The organism is Fibrella rubiginis, from assembly GCF_017353185.1.
Taxonomy (GTDB): domain Bacteria; phylum Bacteroidota; class Bacteroidia; order Cytophagales; family Spirosomataceae; genus Fibrella; species Fibrella rubiginis.
The window spans coordinates 355,058-372,572 of the sequence record NZ_JAFMYV010000001.1 but is presented as its reverse complement, the minus strand read 5'-3'; the positions used below and the strand labels follow the sequence as shown (position 1 = coordinate 372,572).

General features: G+C 55.4%; 12 protein-coding genes. 2 read left to right on the top strand and 10 right to left on the bottom strand.

Annotated features, from left to right (window positions below; all coding sequences use genetic code 11):
* Positions 1 to 36: 36 nt before the first annotated feature.
* From glmM to J2I47_RS01425, 6 genes are all read right to left on the bottom strand, one after another.
* Positions 37 to 1,449, bottom strand: coding sequence for a phosphoglucosamine mutase (glmM, locus tag J2I47_RS01450; protein WP_207362766.1), 1,413 nt, complete (start codon positions 1,447 to 1,449; stop codon positions 37 to 39).
* A gap of 170 nt (positions 1,450 to 1,619) precedes the next feature.
* Entirely contained in the window at positions 1,620 to 2,747 is a 1,128-nt protein-coding gene (locus J2I47_RS01445; protein ID WP_207362765.1) for a DUF4097 family beta strand repeat-containing protein, read from the bottom strand.
* Positions 2,734 to 3,321, bottom strand: a complete 588-nt coding sequence (locus J2I47_RS01440) for a hypothetical protein (protein WP_207362764.1) — start codon at positions 3,319 to 3,321, stop codon at positions 2,734 to 2,736. The genes J2I47_RS01445 and J2I47_RS01440 overlap by 14 nt, the downstream gene beginning before the upstream one ends.
* Before the next feature lie 77 nt (positions 3,322 to 3,398).
* Positions 3,399 to 3,971 (bottom strand): RNA polymerase sigma factor, encoded by a 573-nt coding sequence (locus J2I47_RS01435; RefSeq protein ID WP_207363168.1) that lies wholly within the window; start codon positions 3,969 to 3,971, stop codon positions 3,399 to 3,401.
* A gap of 205 nt (positions 3,972 to 4,176) precedes the next feature.
* Positions 4,177 to 5,484 (bottom strand): cryptochrome/photolyase family protein, encoded by a 1,308-nt coding sequence (locus tag J2I47_RS01430; protein ID WP_207362763.1) that lies wholly within the window; start codon positions 5,482 to 5,484, stop codon positions 4,177 to 4,179.
* A gap of 110 nt (positions 5,485 to 5,594) precedes the next feature.
* A complete protein-coding gene (locus J2I47_RS01425) occupies positions 5,595 to 6,524 on the bottom strand; it encodes a serine hydrolase (protein WP_207362762.1) in 930 nt (309 codons plus the stop codon).
* 218 nt (positions 6,525 to 6,742) lie between these two features.
* Here J2I47_RS01425 and J2I47_RS01420 point away from each other — a divergent pair, with 218 nt between their 5' ends.
* Complete coding sequence (locus J2I47_RS01420) at positions 6,743 to 7,240, top strand: cupin domain-containing protein (protein ID WP_207362761.1); 498 nt, start codon at positions 6,743 to 6,745, stop codon at positions 7,238 to 7,240.
* Between the two features lie 160 nt (positions 7,241 to 7,400).
* Here the strand turns inward: J2I47_RS01420 and J2I47_RS01415 are convergent, their stop codons facing one another.
* The 3 genes from J2I47_RS01415 to J2I47_RS01405 all read right to left on the bottom strand — a co-directional run bounded on the left by J2I47_RS01415 (position 7,401) and on the right by J2I47_RS01405 (position 10,977).
* Entirely contained in the window at positions 7,401 to 8,228 is an 828-nt protein-coding gene (locus tag J2I47_RS01415) for a DUF3667 domain-containing protein (RefSeq protein ID WP_207362760.1), read from the bottom strand.
* Positions 8,229 to 8,315: 87 nt separating this feature from the next.
* The gene (locus J2I47_RS01410; RefSeq protein WP_207362759.1) at positions 8,316 to 9,248 is read right to left on the bottom strand and encodes an NAD-dependent epimerase/dehydratase family protein; all 933 of its coding nucleotides are present in this window, start codon (positions 9,246 to 9,248) and stop codon (positions 8,316 to 8,318) included.
* Positions 9,249 to 9,339: 91 nt separating this feature from the next.
* Positions 9,340 to 10,977 carry a M1 family metallopeptidase gene (locus J2I47_RS01405; protein WP_207362758.1) on the bottom strand — a complete coding sequence of 546 codons (1,638 nt, stop codon included), beginning with the start codon at positions 10,975 to 10,977 and terminating at the stop codon, positions 9,340 to 9,342.
* Positions 10,978 to 11,038: 61 nt separating this feature from the next.
* On the opposite strand from J2I47_RS01405, the gene J2I47_RS01400 reads away from it, so the two are divergent.
* Complete coding sequence (locus J2I47_RS01400) at positions 11,039 to 14,083, top strand: serine hydrolase domain-containing protein (protein ID WP_229374200.1); 3,045 nt, start codon at positions 11,039 to 11,041, stop codon at positions 14,081 to 14,083.
* Positions 14,084 to 14,229: 146 nt separating this feature from the next.
* On the opposite strand, the gene J2I47_RS01395 is transcribed toward J2I47_RS01400, so the two are convergent.
* Entirely contained in the window at positions 14,230 to 17,220 is a 2,991-nt protein-coding gene (locus J2I47_RS01395) for a S9 family peptidase (RefSeq protein ID WP_207362757.1), read from the bottom strand.
* Positions 17,221 to 17,515: the final 295 nt, after the last annotated feature.

The window sequence follows — 17,515 nt, the reverse complement described above, 5'->3', positions numbered from 1 at the left end:
CTTCAGACATTGGACTTTAAACGTTGAACTTAACTGTTATTTTTTATCAGCGATCACTTCCCGAATATCGGAGATGATTTTGTTGGCCAGGTAATCGGCGGTGGAGAGGGTGTCTGACTCGCAGTAGATACGGATGATCGGTTCGGTGTTCGATTTGCGTAGGTGAACCCATTCCTTGTCGAACTCGATTTTCACACCATCAATGGTGTTGACAGGGTTTTTGGCATACTTCGCCCGGATACCCTCCAGCACTGCGTCTACGTCGATATTGGGCGTTAGCTCAATCTTATTCTTGGAAATATAATAGCTGGGGTACGTCCGGCGCAGGATAGAGGCCGACTTACCGAAGGTAGCCAAGTGACTCAGGAATAGGGCAATACCTACGAGCGCATCGCGGCCATAGTGCAGTTCAGGGAAGATGATGCCGCCGTTTCCTTCGCCTCCAATGAGCGCGTTTTGGGCTTTCATCATCTCGACCACGTTTACTTCGCCCACCGCCGAGGCAAAATACTGACCGCCGTGTTTCTGGGTTATGTCGCGCAGGGCCACGGTGCTCGACAGGTTGGAGACGGTGTTTTTGTTGGTGCCAGGGCTTTGCTTGAGCACATAATCAGCCACGGCCACCAGCGTGTACTCTTCACCAAACGGTGAGCCGTCTTCGCAGATGAGGGCCAGCCGGTCTACGTCGGGATCAACCACAATGCCGAGGTCCTGGTCGTCGCGCTTGGTAACGGCCAGAATATCGGTGAGGTTTTCGGGCAGGGGTTCGGGGTTGTGGGCGAAGTTGCCGGTGGGGTTGCAGTGTAGCTTGGTGATCTGCTCAACACCGAGGGCTTCCAGCAACATGGGCACCACAATGCCTCCGGTTGAGTTGACGGCGTCGACCACCACGCGGAAGTTGCGGTTGGCAATGGCGTCACGATTAACCAGGGGAAGCGCCACTACGGCGTCAACGTGTTTTTGCAGCCAGGTATCATCCGTGCGATACTGGCCCAGCTTGCGCACATCGGCAAAGGTAAACGCCTCGCGCTCAGCAATGTCGAGTACGGCAGCCCCGTCGTCGGCCGAAATAAATTCGCCGGTTTCGGCCAGCAGTTTCAGGGCATTCCACTGAATGGGGTTGTGGCTCGCGGTGAGAATAATGCCGCCAATAGCGTTTTCGCCGGGTACGGCCAGTTCAACGGTGGGCGTTGTTGAGAGGCCCAGATCGAGCACATTGATACCCAGGCCCTGAAGCGTGGCAGCCACCAGTTGTGAGACCATCGGTCCCGATAGCCGCCCGTCGCGCCCGATAACCACGGTATGCGGACCGCTTTTCTGGGATTGCCGCGACAGCAGCCACTGACCAAACGCGGCCGTAAATTTCACTACATCAAGCGGGGTCAATCCCTCACCACTCTGTCCGCCAATAGTACCCCGGATACCGGAAATCGATTTAATTAAAGCCACGTGTTTGGGTGTAACAGGTATATGCTGATCTGTCTGTTTGTGAGTTTGTCTGTAATTACAAGGACCAACAAACCCACAAACAGACAAACCAACACACAACTTTGAGTCTGCTACAAAGATAAATTTACCCTACACCAAACCCTATCGGTTCACTCGGAAAGGACCAACTTTTATTTGAACCGAACGTCGCCATAGGTTGCCACCACCCGTATGTGAGGCCCCCCACCCGTGCCAAATTGCCCAATATACTGACGGGTTTGACTGGGGCGGCGGGGCAGGCTTGGCGGCGAAGGTGGCGTGGTGAGCCGAAACGAGGGCAGGTTGGGATAACTAAAGCCCCCGTGCGTAACGGTAATATCGAAGTTGCCGTTCGACTCGTTCTGCACGGGCATGGCCACCGTTGAGTAATTGGCTTCTACGTCAATTTTGTTAGCCGACGCGCCCACCTGCCCCAGCAAAAACCGCCGGGCGTAGTTCAGACGTAGTTTGGCCGACTGCCGAATCAGCCCAATGCTGGCATCGGCGTAGCTCATCCGGGCATCGACCTGGTTGGTTTCACCAATTTTCAGCTTGCCATAATCCTGCACAATAGACAATACGTTGCCCGAATTGATGTCGATATCACCAAACGACATGGTGAGCGTGCCGTTCTGAATATCGCGGATAGAGACATTGCCAAATTCGGCCTGAATGCGGGTGTTGGGGTTATTAAAATCGGCGCCGTAAACATTCCCAAATTTCGATGACAGCGAAAGCGGCGCCCAGAAATTAGGAATAGTGGTGTTGCCAAAGCTGTTTTTAATGGCCAGGCGGTTGGCTTTCGGCATAGAAATACGATAGTCGACCCGCAGGTAGTTCTGCCGGTCGCCTTTTTTCCAGCCCCCGTCGAAGCCGTCGGCAATAATCGTTTTGAAGCTGAAGGTGTCGTCTTTGCGTTGCTCATCAATAGTTACGGCGTCCAGCACTTTGCGGGCGCGTTCGGGCTTGTCAGACGAGGACGTAACGGCCACCTCGACGCGCATTTCGTTGCGTTCCCACAGCGTCACGGTCACGTCGCCGAAGTGATTGTCTACCGAGAGGGCATCTTTTGCCGTGACGGTGTATGATTTCACAATGGTTCGGTGCAGTTCGGTACGGTCGTCGGGCTGGGGCGTCCAGCGCTCAACCCGCGCCGGTCGGATGGTCATACCTCCCGTCTGGTTAGTGAAGATGAGCGAATCGAGCGTTTGGGCCAGGCCGATTGGGCTGGTTGCGGACAGCAGACAACCGCTGATGAGGGAAAGGCTAAACCGTTTCATGGGTGGTGTTTTGTTGTTTCATGCGCTGGATAACACGCAATTGCTCGTTGAGCAGGTCGATCTGAAGTTGCAGGTTCTGGATCATAGCCTGGATCAGTATCTCCTGGTTGGGCGTTTCGGGCAGGTCTTTTTTCAGGCTCGAATAGCTGGCTTCGAGACGGTCAAGATCATTGGCAAACTGCTGATACAGGGCCGGGTTGCTCTGCGTAAGCTGCTGTAGTTCGGCCCGTTTATCGTCGATCATGCTGGCATACTGGGCCACCTCTTTGGCGTAGGTGGGGCTAACGGCCACCACTTCGGGCTGTTCGGCCAGGTCATAACGGGCATTTACCCACCACAACACGCCCAGCAGCAACGCTACCGAAGCCGCCACCGCCCACCACCGCCCGGCTATGCTGTTACTTTTTTGTACAGCCAAAAAGGGCCTTCCCAGCGTAGGTTTGACGGTTTCGGCCGTACGATCAACCGTTGGTGATCCCGGTAACTGCGCAGCCAGCCGTTGCCAGACAGCATCGGTAGGGGCATCCTGATCAAATTCGTCGCGGTGTTCGCGTATGAAGTTTTCGAGAGACATTGTTGGATTAGTAGCCCGTAGCCCCCAAAGGAGGAAGCTGCTTGCGTAAGCAGGTTTCCCCTTCGGAGGCCAGGGGGCTACTCATTAATTACGCTAATTAATTTCCGTTTCGCCCGCAGGTATTGCGACCGGGACGTTGATTCGCTGATGTTGAGGATCTGGCCAATTTCGTCATGGTCATAGCCTTCAAACAGATAAAGCGTCAGCACCACGCGGTAGCCATCGGGCAGGCGGGCCACCGCTTGCCGAACTTGTTCTACATCATACTGCACCTGCTCTTCGTCGATACCCAACACATCATCGGCCCGATCAACCGATTCATTGTCAAGCACTTCTGTTGATACCAGGGGTAGCCGTCGTGCCCGGAGGCAACCTACCGCCCGGTTTACCACAATCTGCTTAAGCCAGGCTCCAAACGTGCTGTCGCCCCGGAAGCGGTGCAGGTTGCCAAAGGCGTCGATAAAGGCATCCTGCAACACATCTTCAGCTTCGGCATCATGCCCCACAATCCGTTTGCAAACGTTATACATGGCTTTGGCATAGCGTTTATACAGGTCATACTGCGCCCGCCGGTCGCCAAGCAGGCACCGCGCAACGAGTTCAGGAACAGGGTCCAGAGGCAGTATAGGTGCCAAGCGGGGTTCGGCCATTTCCTCGCCAGCCGCTACACTGCCGGTTGCCGGGTTAGGGGCCATTGGTTTAGATCATCAGTGCAGCAAAGACGCAGTGGGGAAGGGAACGTTGCACGGGAGGGAGAAGATTAATGTAGAATGCATAATGTACAATGAATAATGGCTTCGCAAACAGTCTGTTACAGCGCGAAGCCATTATTCATTGTACATTATGCATTCTACATTAATCTTCCTTCTTCAACCCTTCCTTATACATTTCCACTACACGCTGCCGGGCGAAGGCGTGGTCGATGATGGGGGCAGGATAATCCAGGCTATTGTATTCGGGCACCCAGCGGCGGATGTATTCGCCTTTAGGGTCGAATTTTTCGGCCTGGGCCGTGGGGTTAAACACGCGGAAATAGGGGGCGGCATCGGTGCCGGAACCCGCCGCCCACTGCCAGCCGCCGTTATTGGCCGCCAGGTCATAGTCGCGGAGTTTTTTGGCGAAATACGCCTCGCCGATACGCCAGTCGATAAGGAGGTGTTTGATGCAGAAACTAGCCACCACCATCCGCACGCGGTTGTGCATCCAGCCAGTTTCGTTTAGTTGCCGCATACCCGCATCAACCAGCGGGTAGCCGGTCATTCCCTGCTCCCAGCGTTCGATGTCTTCGGGGCGGTTGAGGAATTTGATGTTGTCATATTCCCGCCGGAACGCATGCTGCTCTACGTGCGGAAAATGGTCGAGCACCTGAAAATAGAAGTCGCGCCAGCACAGTTCGCTCAAAAACGTGGGACTGGTTTCCTGCGCCTGTCGGGCCAGATCGCGGATGCTGATGGTGCCAAACCGCAGGTGAATACCCAGCTCGCTCGTACCCCGTTCGGCGGGGTAGTCGCGCATTTTCTGGTACTGTTTCAGCAGCGCGTCATCGACGGTGGGTTTCGGGAAATTCTCACCCAGGCCCTCGAAACCCATATCCGTTAACGTAACCATGGGTAGCGGCTGCGTTTTTTCCAGCCGGTCGAAGTATTTCTCCGTAGGGTACGATTTAAGGTAAAACGGGTCGGCGAGCTTGCCAAGCCAGTTTCGGCTATACGGTCCGAAGACGGTGTAGGGTTTGCCGCTGCCGCTGAGTACTTCGTCACGGTCAAACAACGTCTGGTCTTTGTAGCTATGAAAGCCCGCGCCAACCGTCTTCAAAAACGCCGCTACCTCGGCATCGCGGCCTTTGGCGTAGGTTTCGTAATCGTAGTTGGTGAAGACGTTGGTGATCTCGTATTCTTTTGCCAGATCCTGAAACACCTCCAGCGGCCGACCATACCGCACAATGAGCGACGACCCCATCTGCTGAAGCTCGTCCTGGAGCTTCAGCACATATTTGTAAATAAACTCCACCCGCCGGTCGCGTTTGTCGTCGAGGTGGTCGAGGATGTCTTTATCGAAAATGAATAAGGGCAACACGGGCCGTCCGGCCTTAAGGGCGTAATACAGGGCGGCATTGTCGTGCAGACGCAAATCGCGCCGGTGCCACATAATGGCGATAGGCATAAAAGGGAGTTCCAGGTTTAATGTTTAATGTCTTCTGTTGCTTCGCCCAATACAGTAGTTCGCAAAGCAACTTTAGACATTAAACATTAAACCTGAAACTCCCCTTAAGGTTACCACCATTTTTCATAGCCCGCCACGGGTTTGAAGGTGGATTTAGGTTCGAAATGTTGCCAGAGAACGGCAGCTACGGTGCGGAGCAGGGCGAAGCCTTCGTTGGCGCGGGTCCAGCTTTCGTCTTTCTGATTTTTCGTCATTACGCAGTACACATAGTCGCCGTGCGGGGCATGCACCAGCGCCACCTCCGACCGTGACTGGTTGACAGCCCCGTTTTTGCAGGCCACTTTCACCTCGGCGGGTAGCTGCGACAGGCCGTCACCGTCCCAATACTGACGGCACAGGTTGCGGTACATGCGGTCGCTGGCGTCGGGGCTAACGGCCTTGCCCTGCCGGATGTAGTGGAGCAGGCTGGCCAGTTCGCGGGGGGTGGTCTGGCCCCAGCCATATTGTTTCTGAAACGGCTGTCGGCCCGGCGTGCGCGAGTTCACCCGCGTTTGCGGAAAGCCGTTGGCATCGAGCCAGGCGTTGATGGCTGTGCCCCCACCCGCCAGCGCCTGACACCAGAGGCTACCCGTATTGTCGGAAACGGTTTCCATGAGCATGACCACTTCGCTCAAGGGTAGTTTGGCCCCGTCTTTCAGCGATCCCACAATGCCGTCATCATAGTGCAGGGAATCTCTATAGACCACCTCCTGCCCGTAGCTAATTTTGCCTTTCTGAATCTGGTCGAAAAGGCCAATCATAATCGGGATTTTGACCGTACTGGCCGTAGGAAACAGCGTGTCGGCGTTGATAGCCGCGGTTTTACCCGTTTTCAGGTTCAACACATACACGCCCGCATCGCCTTTGAACCCCCGCAGGGCATCGGTTAATTTTTGGGTCAGCTTGGCGTCGGTTTTATCCGTACTGGTCTGAGCCGGAACAGGGTAGTGGAGCAATAGTAGAAGCACAGCAAGCAGCGAGACTGGGGGCAGACGGAGCATAATAGGATTGTTAAGCCATGATGTTCTAGTTGAAAGCCTACTTTCCAGAACACCTACCGCGTTATCCAATCGGTATTAATCCACAGCTAAACGCCAGTTGGTGTGCCCAGTAAGATTCGGGTATTGTCGCAAAAAGTCATCTTCAGCCGTATACAAATGTTTTACCGCTACCTGGCAGATGACATCTGTTTTACGATTGGCCTAATTAATCAATGATTATGGATCAGGAGAAACTAACTACAACCAGTGCCGAACAGGGCCAGTACCTATCGGTTGTGGGCGATACGTATCGCCTTGTTATTACGGGTGAACAAACCGACGGCGCCTATGCCGTCATCGACATGCTGGTTCCACCCAACGGCGGCCCCGGTCCTCACGCGCACCCCGATTTTCAGGAATCATTTTATGTCTTGGACGGCGAAGTGGAAGTAAAAACAGAGCACGAAACCTACGTGGCCCGCAAAGGAGCATTCGTCAATATTCCGTTGGGTGGTATTGTACATCGCTTCAAAAATAAATCGGGCGAAGTGGCCCATTTGTGGTGCGTTGTTGTTCCCGCCGGGCTAGAGGCCATGTTTCAGGAAATAGGTCAGCCCGTGGCCTCAGGTACGTTTTTGCCACCCCCACCCATGGGTCCGGATGACATGAAACGAATACAGGCCATTGCCGAAAAACATGGGCAGAAAGTGTACCCACCCGATTATCTGGGGGCGTAGGATCATCGGCTGAAAGAAGCGGGAGATAAAGTAGCTGTGCCAACGATACGGAAGAAATCGGCCACACAAAACGGTGCAATTCGCAGCACGTTATAACTTAACCCGCTGACCGTCAGATCGCTAAATCTATAAACTCAACAGAGTTTGGTGCGCCTCAGCACTAGTGACCTGCGTAAACAATTTTATAAAACAGGACCATTCGGTAAGCAAACACAAGTACCGCCAGTGTGACGCTGCTCAACATTGCCGCCAGCAGTGACCATACAACACCCGTTCGATAAAATCGACGGAAGGCAATAAACAAGTATATAGCTAATGCGAACAGAATAATGAACGATACCAACCCGTCGCCGTATCTGACCCAGGCCTGGATACCCATAAAGTGCTGAATAGGCATAGCGACAAGAAACGTTACCACCAGCATGTACAACAGCATGAAAGCCATAAAGTAGGTCGCAAAAAGGAGGTGTTCAATAAACGTACGCCGGGCAGTGACAAAAATTAAGCTAAAAACAAGCGCGTACAATGGGATTAGCAGTACCAGAAAACCTTTTGAACTGCTCGTCATGGCAGCATTAAAGCGAGGCGTATAAGTCAGTAATGTTTCGTGCCGTTCTGTGAGCAGGTGGTTCACCGTTTTATTCGTGCCGAATTCAATATAGGGCGAGTACGTCAGGAAACTGCTCAACGGCTGATTGAACACGTTTGTAGACGATAGCAGAAAAAATACCAGGTTAACTACCAGAAAAAATCCGAGCGGCTTCATGTACCGTATCCGTCGGCCTGCTACGTACTCGGCGGGCAATTTTCCGGGCTGCAACAGTACCGCCCGAACCGTTCGGAGCAGGTTATGGTCGGCATGAGTGAAGCTTTCGAGTGATTCTTCCACCACATGTTTCAGCGACAGGCTATGTGGGTCGTGGCGTTTCTCACCGCAGTTGGGGCAAAAATGCTCCTGATGTGGGTTACCACAGGTCTGGCAGGTCATAAAAGGGCAGGCATGTACCTTGGCCAAGATACAGAGATATACAATACGCCCTTTAGCCGAAAACACTTGCCGTTAACTCCCACACCCCTACCTGCCTCCCAATGCCGCAACTGTTTGCTTCACGGCCTTGGCGTTGGTGGTGGGTGTGTACCCAAACGCTTTGCTGAACTTCGCTGAATCGAAAAAATAGTCGCGGTCATATTGGTAGCGCATCTCATGCATCTCTTTCAGAATGGGTACGAACAAACCGAGCGCCCACATCCCCCATCCGGGCAGGACCTGAACACCGTTGGGCTTCTGAAGCTCGTGAGCAAACAGCGCGGTCCACTCCCGGCCGGTGGGGGCGTGGGTGTCAACGGGAAGGTTCCAGATTTGGTTGTAGGCCGTGGGCGTATTGCCCAGTATAGCCGTGCCAGTACCCAGGTCGGGGGTATAGCCGGTAGAGTGTAGTTTATCGGCGTTGCAGAACCACTGTGCTTTCTTGCCTTTCACCATGTTGTCATAGATCAGGTTCATGGTCAGGCTTTTATCTTTGATTGGCCCGAAAAAATCAGGCGCACGGGCAATAATGGCGTCGAGCTTGCCGGCTTCCACCGCCTCCAGAATATGCCGGTCTACCGCCGCCCGCACTTCGCCCTTTTTGCTCGACGGACTTATGGGCGACGACTCCGTGATGTGCAGGACATTGTCACCACCGATAGCATACACATTGTCGAAAAAGACAAGTTTACTCTCATGCTGAATACAGGCTTCAACCACGTTTTTGATGAGCACGGGCCAGCGTTCCTGCCATAGTTTGGTGTGGTAATCGTAGCCGACAGTCAGGTAGGTGACAGCGCTGCCCGCCACGGCTCTCGACACCTGATCCCAGTTGTTGAGGTCTGCCGATAACAGCGCGTCAGTGTCATTTACCTTTTTCGGATGGCGGCTCACTAGCCGAATCGTGTCTGTAGTGTATTGGGGAAGCGCTTTGGCCAGTTCAACGCCAATGGCCCCGCCGGCACCGAGGATAGTCTGCATAAGGGTGGGAGTTTAGAGTTTTCTGTTTAGAGTTTTCAGTTGGCTTCGCGCTACACACCGTGGGCCATATATTAACGCATTTCCTCCTCCCCTACTTCAGCTGCCGCACGTTGACGTAATAATCGGCGTCTACGTTTAGGCTGGTGGGTTTTTCCTTCGCCGAAAACGACTGCCAGGTGGTAGTGGGCTTCAGAGTCTGATACGCATCGGCATTGCCCAGGCAAACCGGCACGGGCATGTCGAAACCGGCCACGCAGTCGGCCCATCGGTACTGGATGGAACTTTTCTGGATGCGGTATTCCAGCACCGGAATACGCGTATCGCGGAGATATTGGTCGAAAATGGGTTTCAGATTCCGGCCCGATTGCCCACTCAGGTACGATTCAATCTGTTGACTGGTAACGGTTTGATGGTAAAACGTCCTGTTCAGCCCGCGTAGCATCTGCCGCCACTGCTCATCGTCGCCCACGAGTTGCCGGATGGTGTGGAGCATGTTGCCTCCCTTGTAATACATATCACCCGACCCCGATTTGTTTACATCATACGTCCCGATAATCGGGCTGTCGTTGCGGACGTTCTTGCGGCAACCAATTACGTACTGCGCCCCGGCGGCCTTGCCATGATAGTATTCCACGAACAGATTTTCCGAATAATTGGTGAAGCTCTCGTGAATCCACATGTCGGCCACGTCGCGGTAGGTAATGTTGTTGGCAAACCATTCGTGGCCCGACTCATGCACGATGATGAAATCCCAGAGCAACCCCCAGCCCGTGCCCGACAGGTCGCGCCCCCGATAGCCGTTTTTGAAGCCGTTGCCATACGTCACCGAGCTTTGGTGTTCCATGCCGAGGTAGGGTGTTTCCACCAGCTTATACCCATCCTCATAGAACGGATACGGCCCAAACCAATGCTCAAAGGCCTTCAGCATGAGCGGCACCTGCCCAAACTGCTTCCGTGCCAGCGCCTCGTGTTCAGGCAGGGCGTAAAAATTCAGGGGCAGTTTACCCTTCTCGCCCGCGTAGGCATCGGCCCAGTGCACATAGGTGGCGGCGTTGATATTGACCCCGTAGTTGTTGATCGGATTGCGTACCAGCCAGTCGAAGGTGTGCGTGCCGTCGTTGTTGTTGACCACCCGCTGCAACTGCCCGTTCGATACGTCTGTGAGCGGGTCGGGCACGGTGACACTGATGCGCATGGAGTCGGGTTCGTCATACATATGATCTTTGCACGGCCACCAGGCGCTGGCGCCTAACCCTTGGCAGGAGGTAGCAATAAACCACTGCTTGGTAGTATCGCGTGCCCAGGTCAGGCCACCGTCCCAGGGTGGACGTTTGGCTACACGGGGTTTGCCTTCGTAAAACACCGTCAGCCGTTCCGATTGGCCGGTTTGCTGCGGTTTCTGGAGCGTCACAAAATACGCGTCGCCATCTTGCCGAAACGTTAAGAGCCTTCCATCCTGCTCTATTTTAACCACGCGCAGGGGTCGTTGCAGATCAACCTGCAGCGTCTGGCTGGGTTTCAGCACTGTATACTGCATGGTGGTGCTACCGCCCAGGGCACTGTCGTTGGGCAATACCCGCACCTGAAGATGGTAATACGTCAGGTCCCACCACGCGCGTTCGGGCGTGATGCTACCGCGCAGGGTGTCGGCATGGGTGAAGGGGCTACCCTGTGCCCAGGCAAAAATGGGCAGCAGACAGAGGGCCATGCAGTAAAGCGTACGATTCATGGGCTTAAGTTAGGCAGGAATTGTGCTTACTTTTGATGTAGTCAACCTGAACGCATACCGAATGAATCCTTGTCGACAGACGCTTGCCGCGCTGCTTCTCCTGCTTACCCTTGCTCTCCCCGGTTTTGCCCAAATGGGCAATGGACAACCCGTCAATTCGCCCCGCCCCGCAAGCCCGACGAAACCTACCCCACCCGTTCGTACCACGGCTGCCCTGCCGACGTTTCTACGCGCCGATGCCCGCGCCAGCCGCTGGGCCGACTCCATTATGGCCCGTATGCCGCTGGATGAGCAGATCGCGCAACTGATTATGGTGGCGGGCTATTCTAACCGGACCACCGGTTATGAAGATTCGCTGACCACGCTGGTACGCACCTACAAACTCGGCGGCGTGGTATTTTTCCAGGGTGGGCCCGTCCGGCAGGCCAAATTGACTAACCGGTTGCAGTCGGCTTCGGCGGTGCCGCTGCTGGTAGCAATGGATGCCGAATGGGGCATTGCCATGCGCCTCGACAGCACCGTGCGATTCCCCTACCAGATGACCCTTGGCGGCATGCCACAGGCGTCGGAAAAGCTGATCTATGACATGGGCGCCGACGTAGCCCGGCAGTTTCGGCGGCTAGGTATGCACGTCAATTTCGCGCCCGATGCCGACGTCAACAACAACGCCAACAACCCCGTCATTAACTTCCGGTCGTTTGGCGAAGATAAGTACGCCGTGGCTCGCAAAGCCTTGGCCTACATGCGTGGCATGCAGGATAACCGCCTGTTAACCAGCCTTAAGCACTTTCCCGGCCATGGCGACACCGGTACCGATTCGCACTTTGATCTACCGCTGATCAACAAAAGCCGGGCGCAGCTGGACAGCTTGGAACTGTATCCGTTTCGCGAGTTGATCAAGGCGGGCGCGGCGGGCGTGATGATTGCGCACCTGAACATTCCCGCCCTCGACACCACCCGCAACCGCCCCTCTACGCTGTCGCCCAACATTGTGACGGGCTTACTGAAAAACGAGCTTGGTTTTGGCGGCCTGGTCTTCTCCGATGCCATGAACATGAAGGGCCTCACCAAATATTTTCCCTCTGGCCTGGCCGACCGGCGCGGGCTGGAAGCAGGCATGGACGTGCTGGAATTTACCGAAAACATTCCCCGCGCTGTGGCCGAAATCTGCAAAGCCGCCGACGAACGAACGCTGTCGACGCAAGAAATAAAAGACCGCTGCCGCAAGATGCTGCTGGCCAAATACTGGGTGGGGCTGAACAATTACAAACCCGTTGTGCTCGACAACCTGGTGGCCAATCTGAACCGTCCCGAATCGGAGGTGATCAACCGCCGCCTCACCGAAGCGTCGCTAACGGTGCTCACCAATGCCAATAACCGTCTGCCCCTGCAACGCCTCGACACGTTGCGGATCGCGTCGGTTTCGGTGGAAGCTACCGCCCCCACCCTATTTCAAAATCGCCTCGCCGACTACACATCGGTGAAGTCGTTTCTGCTATCGTCGAAATCATCAGACGCCGAGATAAAGGCCGTGCTGGACTCGCTGGGGCAGTTTAACACGGTGCTGGTGGGTGTGCATCTGAATAACATCCGGCCCGCCAAATACGGTGTACAGACCCGCACCGCCGAACTGGTGCAGAAACTGGTGGGTACCGGCAAGGCCGTTATCACGGTGTTTGGCAACCCCTACGTGCTCGACAAGCTACCTGATCTGGAAGGAGCGACGGCGCTGGTGATGCCTTACCAGCTCACCAATTTCACCGAAGACCTGTCGGCGCAACTTATTTTTGGGGCCATTGGCGCGTCGGGGCGGCTGCCCGTCACGGTCAATCAGCGGTTTCGGGTGGGCGACGGCATGACCATTCAGCCTATTGGCCGGTTGAAATACACCATCCCCGAAGAAGTGGGCATCAGCAGTGCGTATCTGGCGCAACAGGTTGATTCGGTGGTGAACCTGGGGCTAAACGCGAAGGCCTATCCGGGTTGCGTGGTGCAGTTGGCGAAAGATGGCAAAGTGATTTTCCGCAAAGCCTACGGCAAGCACACCTACGACACCAGCCTGGGCGGCAAAGCTGAACCTACCCAACTCGACGACCTCTACGACTTTGCGTCGGTTACGAAAATCAGCACCTCTACCCCTGCCCTCATGCGTCTGGTCGATGCCGGAAAATTCAACATCGACGGCACCATGGGCGAGTACCTGCCCGGCTATAAAAAGTCGAACAAAGACACGATCCGGTGGCGCGACGTACTCACGCACCAGGCCAAACTAAAGGCGTGGATACCCTTCTGGCAGGCCACCAAAAACCCCGACGGCACCTTCAAAAAGAAGACGTTTGTGGCTGAACGCAGTAACCGATACCCCATTGAGGTGACGGATAGCCTGTTTTTGTTCAAAAAATACCCCAAAACCATTTTCGAGCTGATCAAAGATTCGCCGCTGAACGCGAAGAAAGAATACGTCTACAGCGACCTGTCGTTCTACCTTTACCCGCAGATTGTGCAGCGCCTCACAGGCCGCGATTTCGAGGGGTATTTGAAAGACAGTCTCTACGCCCCCATTGGTGCGACCACGCTGACCTACAACCCCCGTCGGTTCTATCCGCTGAGCCGTATTGTACCCACCGAATATGATTCGCTGTTCCGCAAAACGCTGATCTGGGGGCGGGTGCATGACGAAGGCGCGGCTATGCTGGGCGGCTTGTCGGGCCACGCGGGTCTGTTCGGTACGGCCAACGACCTGATGAAACTGACGCAATTGTACCTGCAACACGGCACCTACGGCGACCGTCAGCTGATCAAGCCCGAAACGATCACCGAATTCACCCGCTACCAATTCCCCGAACTGGGCAACCGCCGCGGACTGGGCTTTGAAAAAGCGGCCTACAAATACAACGGCAACGCCCCCCGCCTGGCCAGTCCATCGAGCTACGGGCATTCGGGCTACACCGGTACGTTCACCTGGATCGACCCCGCCGTGGGCCTGAACTACGTCTTCCTCTGCAACCGCGTTTACCCCACGCGCAATAACAACAAAGTCAGCGAACTGGGTATCAGAACGGGCGTCGCCGATGCGTTTTACAAGGCAATACGACGGGGGATTTAGAAAAGGGTTTTTGGGACAGGATTTCAGGATTTATGCAGGATTTACTGGATTTCTTTTTGATCGAGAGTCATATCTCAGTATAAAAAAAGAAATCCAGTAAATCCTGCATAAATCCTGAAATCCTGTCCAAAAACCCTTTTATCCTTTTAATACTTCATCTCGCCGCGATCTTTTTCCACTGACGTCCGCCCCTCTTTCATCCAGATGGGCTGGGGAGCGTCTTTGAGGTAGTAATCGAAAAACTGGTACATGCGGATGCTTAAATCTTTGGCGTTGTGGCGTTGCGTCAGGTTGTGGCCTTCGCCGTTGTAGACCAGCATCCAGACGGGCTTATTCAGTCGGCGCAGGGCCGAAAACAATTCGATACCTTGATACCAGGGCACGGCCCCGTCGGCATCATTGTGCATCAGCAGCATTGGCGTTTCCACGCGGTTGGCGTAGAACAGCGGTGAATTTTCGATGTAGTTCATCGGCTTGTCCCACAACGTGCCCCCAATGCGGCTCTGCGTTTTTTCGTACTGGAACGCCCGGCTCACGCCCGTTTCCCACCGGATACCGCCATAGGCCGACGTCATGTTCGCCACGGCAGCCCCGGCCTCGGCGGCGCGGAACAGGTTCGTGCGCGTGACGATGTAGGCCGTCTGGTAACCGCCCCAGCTTTGCCCCTGAATACCCAGCCGGTTGCGATCCACAAAGCCCCTGTTGAGCAGGCTCAGCACCCCCGGCACCACGCAATCATAAGCATTCGGGCCGGGCTGGCCGGTGGTATACACGATGTCGGGCACGAAGACCAAATAGCCGTTTGAGACGCAGTAGGGTATGTTTATCGTCGACCGGCTGGGGCTGGGGGCGCGGTAGTCGTTGAGCGTTTCGGCATTGCGTTCGTAGAAATACGTCAGCATAGGGTACTTCTTGCCGGTGGTGTCGCCGGTGAAGCCTTCGGGTTTGAAGAGCAGCCCCTCCAGTTTGGTCCCGTTCGTGCCAACCCAGTTCACCAGTTCCACGCTGCCCCACCGGATGCTGTCCTGCTGGGGGTTGGTGCGGGTGAGTTGCACAGGCGTAGCCAGCGTGGTATCCGTCTGAAACAGGTTGACCGACTCCTGGAAATTACCCCGGTAGAACGTCATGGTGGCCGCGTGCTTCGCCTTGCTCAGACCCGAATAACGGTGGTTGCTGCGGGTCAGCACGGCGGGTTCAGTGGCGGCAAGGCCGTTTTTGCTTTTCAGAATGCCCGTAGCCTTGTCGCTCTCCCAGATACCCGTCAAAAACAGTTCGGTTTTCGGGTCAATGGGCTTCTCCGGCGTACGTCGGTTGGCACCGGGTGTGGGCGTGGGGGTAGGTGTGTCATCGTCGTCGTTCAGGTTGGCGCGGCGCAGGCGAATCTTGTTTTTGCGCCCCCAGCCCGCCGTCAGGTTCAATGGTTTTTCGGTGCCGGTGGGGTCAATCTGCCAGATATCGTAGCGGTCGTAAAGCCACAGGTACCGGTCGCCGGTGGTCCAGCCCGCGGAGCCGTAGGAGCCGGGCAGGTTGGGCGTGTCGTGCTCTTCGTCGAAAAATTTGCTGGGTAATCCGCGCGTGAGGTCGATGCGTTTGCCCGCGTCGATGTTCCATGCCCGCCACAGCGAATCGCGCTCATCGAACCAGTAGGCGTACTTACCACCGGGCGACAGTTTGGGGCTGGACGCCATCACATCGTTGGCGATGCGCTTTCGCTCACCCGTCTGTGTGTCAACCAGATACAGGTCTGTGTGGCCGGGGTCCCACGACGATTGCACCTGATAAGGTAAATCGCTCAGGCCGAGCAGGTAGCGCGTATTCACCTTCTCGTCGAACGCCACCGTAGGCACCTCGCGACTGGCCAGAAGCGTGACTCTGTTGGCGGGGAGGTCATAGACAGCCAGAAAACCGCGCTCTTTCTCTTCCTTCAACCGCTTTTGCTGCATGGGCTGCAGCCGCGTGTCGGTCCAGCTCCAGACGTCCATCTTCACTTTCTCATCCTCCGGTGTCAGCGTGTCTTTGGTCGGCTTCGGCGCAATCGGCGAGGCTGAGAAGTACAGCCGCTTGCCGTCGTCGGCAAACTGTGGTTCGCGGTATTCATTCACCGACCAGCCCTTGGGCAAGGCCTTCGTCAGCGTGTCGGCAATGACCGTGTAAGGCAGTTCGGGGGTGGTTGTTTTTGCCCGTTTACCCTTGGCCACCACAGAAGGAAGCAGGCTTTTGTAGTAAAGCGTAAACACCTTCACGTCGCTCCCGGCGCTGTCGGCGGAGGCCATCCAGGCGAGTTGCTTGCCGGGCTTGTCGATCGCTAACCCCTTGTAAATTTTCCGGGTCGAACTGGTGTCGATGAGCGTTGTTTGTCCAGTGGTGGTTGTGAACAAAAACACCCCAGGTATACTCTTTTCGCCTGTTTTCAACGAATCATTGGCCGATTCTTTACTGTAAAAAATGGCCTGCCCGTTGTCGGCCATCACCACGTTCGAGACATAACGCACCGTTTTCGTTGACCCATCGGCCATGTTCAGCAGCGTCAGGTCGTCGCCTTTGGGCTTCTTCGTATTGCCCTTTGCCGTAGTGGTCGACACGGGCGGCAGCGGGTTGAGGGTATCCTTCTGGTCACCTTTTTGGGCTACCGGTTTGGCCCCTGTTTTCGGGGTAGCTTCCTTGCGTTCCTGCAACGCGGCCACCCACGAACCCGCGTCTTTCCCCAGCACAAACGACTTCACGTTGGGGAGTCTGGTGGTCTTGCCCGTTGCCAGATTCAGGGCCAGCAAACTGTCTTTGGGCATCTCGTCGGGCTTCTTTTTCTTCAGTTTGGCTTTGCGTGTGTCGGCCACCGGCACCTTCAGTCGCATCACCAGATACTTGCTGTCGGGCGTGAACTGCGCCATATAGCCACGCGCAAAGGCGTAACGCGTCCGGCTACCAAGCGGACCGGTACTGCTCACCACCTCCAGCCGCCCGTCGCCATCCTGCGGATCAATCTGGTAGGCGATCCAGCGGCCATCATTCGCAATTTTTTCGGAGCGAACCGTTTGCCAGCGATCATAATCGGCCGCCGTGAGCGCCCGTTTCTGGCTCAGGGCAGGCAGCGAAATCAAGAGAAATAAAAGGGCAGTCAGTTGCCTGTATCGGGTCATGGGCTGGGTACGTTGATAAGTACAACATAAAGGTATAAACAAGCCGACTGCCCCGGCATTGCTTAGTGCATAAGTCATGTCAGGGCAGTCGGTTATGTATCAGGCAGGTTGGTTGGTGGGTTTGTGGTTGGCTGACGCGAGTGGCTTCGCGCTTGTGGCCCTTCGACAGGCTCAGGGTGACAGGCCAATAATTAATCTTCCTAGGTTGATTCAAGGTCATTGTCACCCTGAGCCTGTCGAAGGGCCACAAGCGCGAAGCCACTCGCGTCAGCCAACTATAAACCAAAAACCCACA

What these genes read in the sequence shown, in the direction of transcription:
- J2I47_RS01395 (WP_207362757.1), bottom strand. Translation starts at nt 17,220, where the DNA reads ATGACCCGATACAGGCAACTGACTGCCCTTTTATTTCTCTTGATTTCG.
- J2I47_RS01430 (WP_207362763.1), bottom strand. Translation starts at nt 5,484, where the DNA reads ATGCCTATCGCCATTATGTGGCACCGGCGCGATTTGCGTCTGCACGAC.
- J2I47_RS01410 (WP_207362759.1), bottom strand. Translation starts at nt 9,248, where the DNA reads ATGCAGACTATCCTCGGTGCCGGCGGGGCCATTGGCGTTGAACTGGCC.
- J2I47_RS01415 (WP_207362760.1), bottom strand. Translation starts at nt 8,228, where the DNA reads ATGACCTGCCAGACCTGTGGTAACCCACATCAGGAGCATTTTTGCCCC.
- J2I47_RS01435 (WP_207363168.1), bottom strand. Translation starts at nt 3,971, where the DNA reads ATGGCCGAACCCCGCTTGGCACCTATACTGCCTCTGGACCCTGTTCCT.
- J2I47_RS01445 (WP_207362765.1), bottom strand. Translation starts at nt 2,747, where the DNA reads ATGAAACGGTTTAGCCTTTCCCTCATCAGCGGTTGTCTGCTGTCCGCA.
- J2I47_RS01400 (WP_229374200.1), top strand. Translation starts at nt 11,039, where the DNA reads ATGAATCCTTGTCGACAGACGCTTGCCGCGCTGCTTCTCCTGCTTACC.
- J2I47_RS01420 (WP_207362761.1), top strand. Translation starts at nt 6,743, where the DNA reads ATGGATCAGGAGAAACTAACTACAACCAGTGCCGAACAGGGCCAGTAC.
- J2I47_RS01440 (WP_207362764.1), bottom strand. Translation starts at nt 3,321, where the DNA reads ATGTCTCTCGAAAACTTCATACGCGAACACCGCGACGAATTTGATCAG.
- J2I47_RS01405 (WP_207362758.1), bottom strand. Translation starts at nt 10,977, where the DNA reads ATGAATCGTACGCTTTACTGCATGGCCCTCTGTCTGCTGCCCATTTTT.
- J2I47_RS01425 (WP_207362762.1), bottom strand. Translation starts at nt 6,524, where the DNA reads ATGCTCCGTCTGCCCCCAGTCTCGCTGCTTGCTGTGCTTCTACTATTG.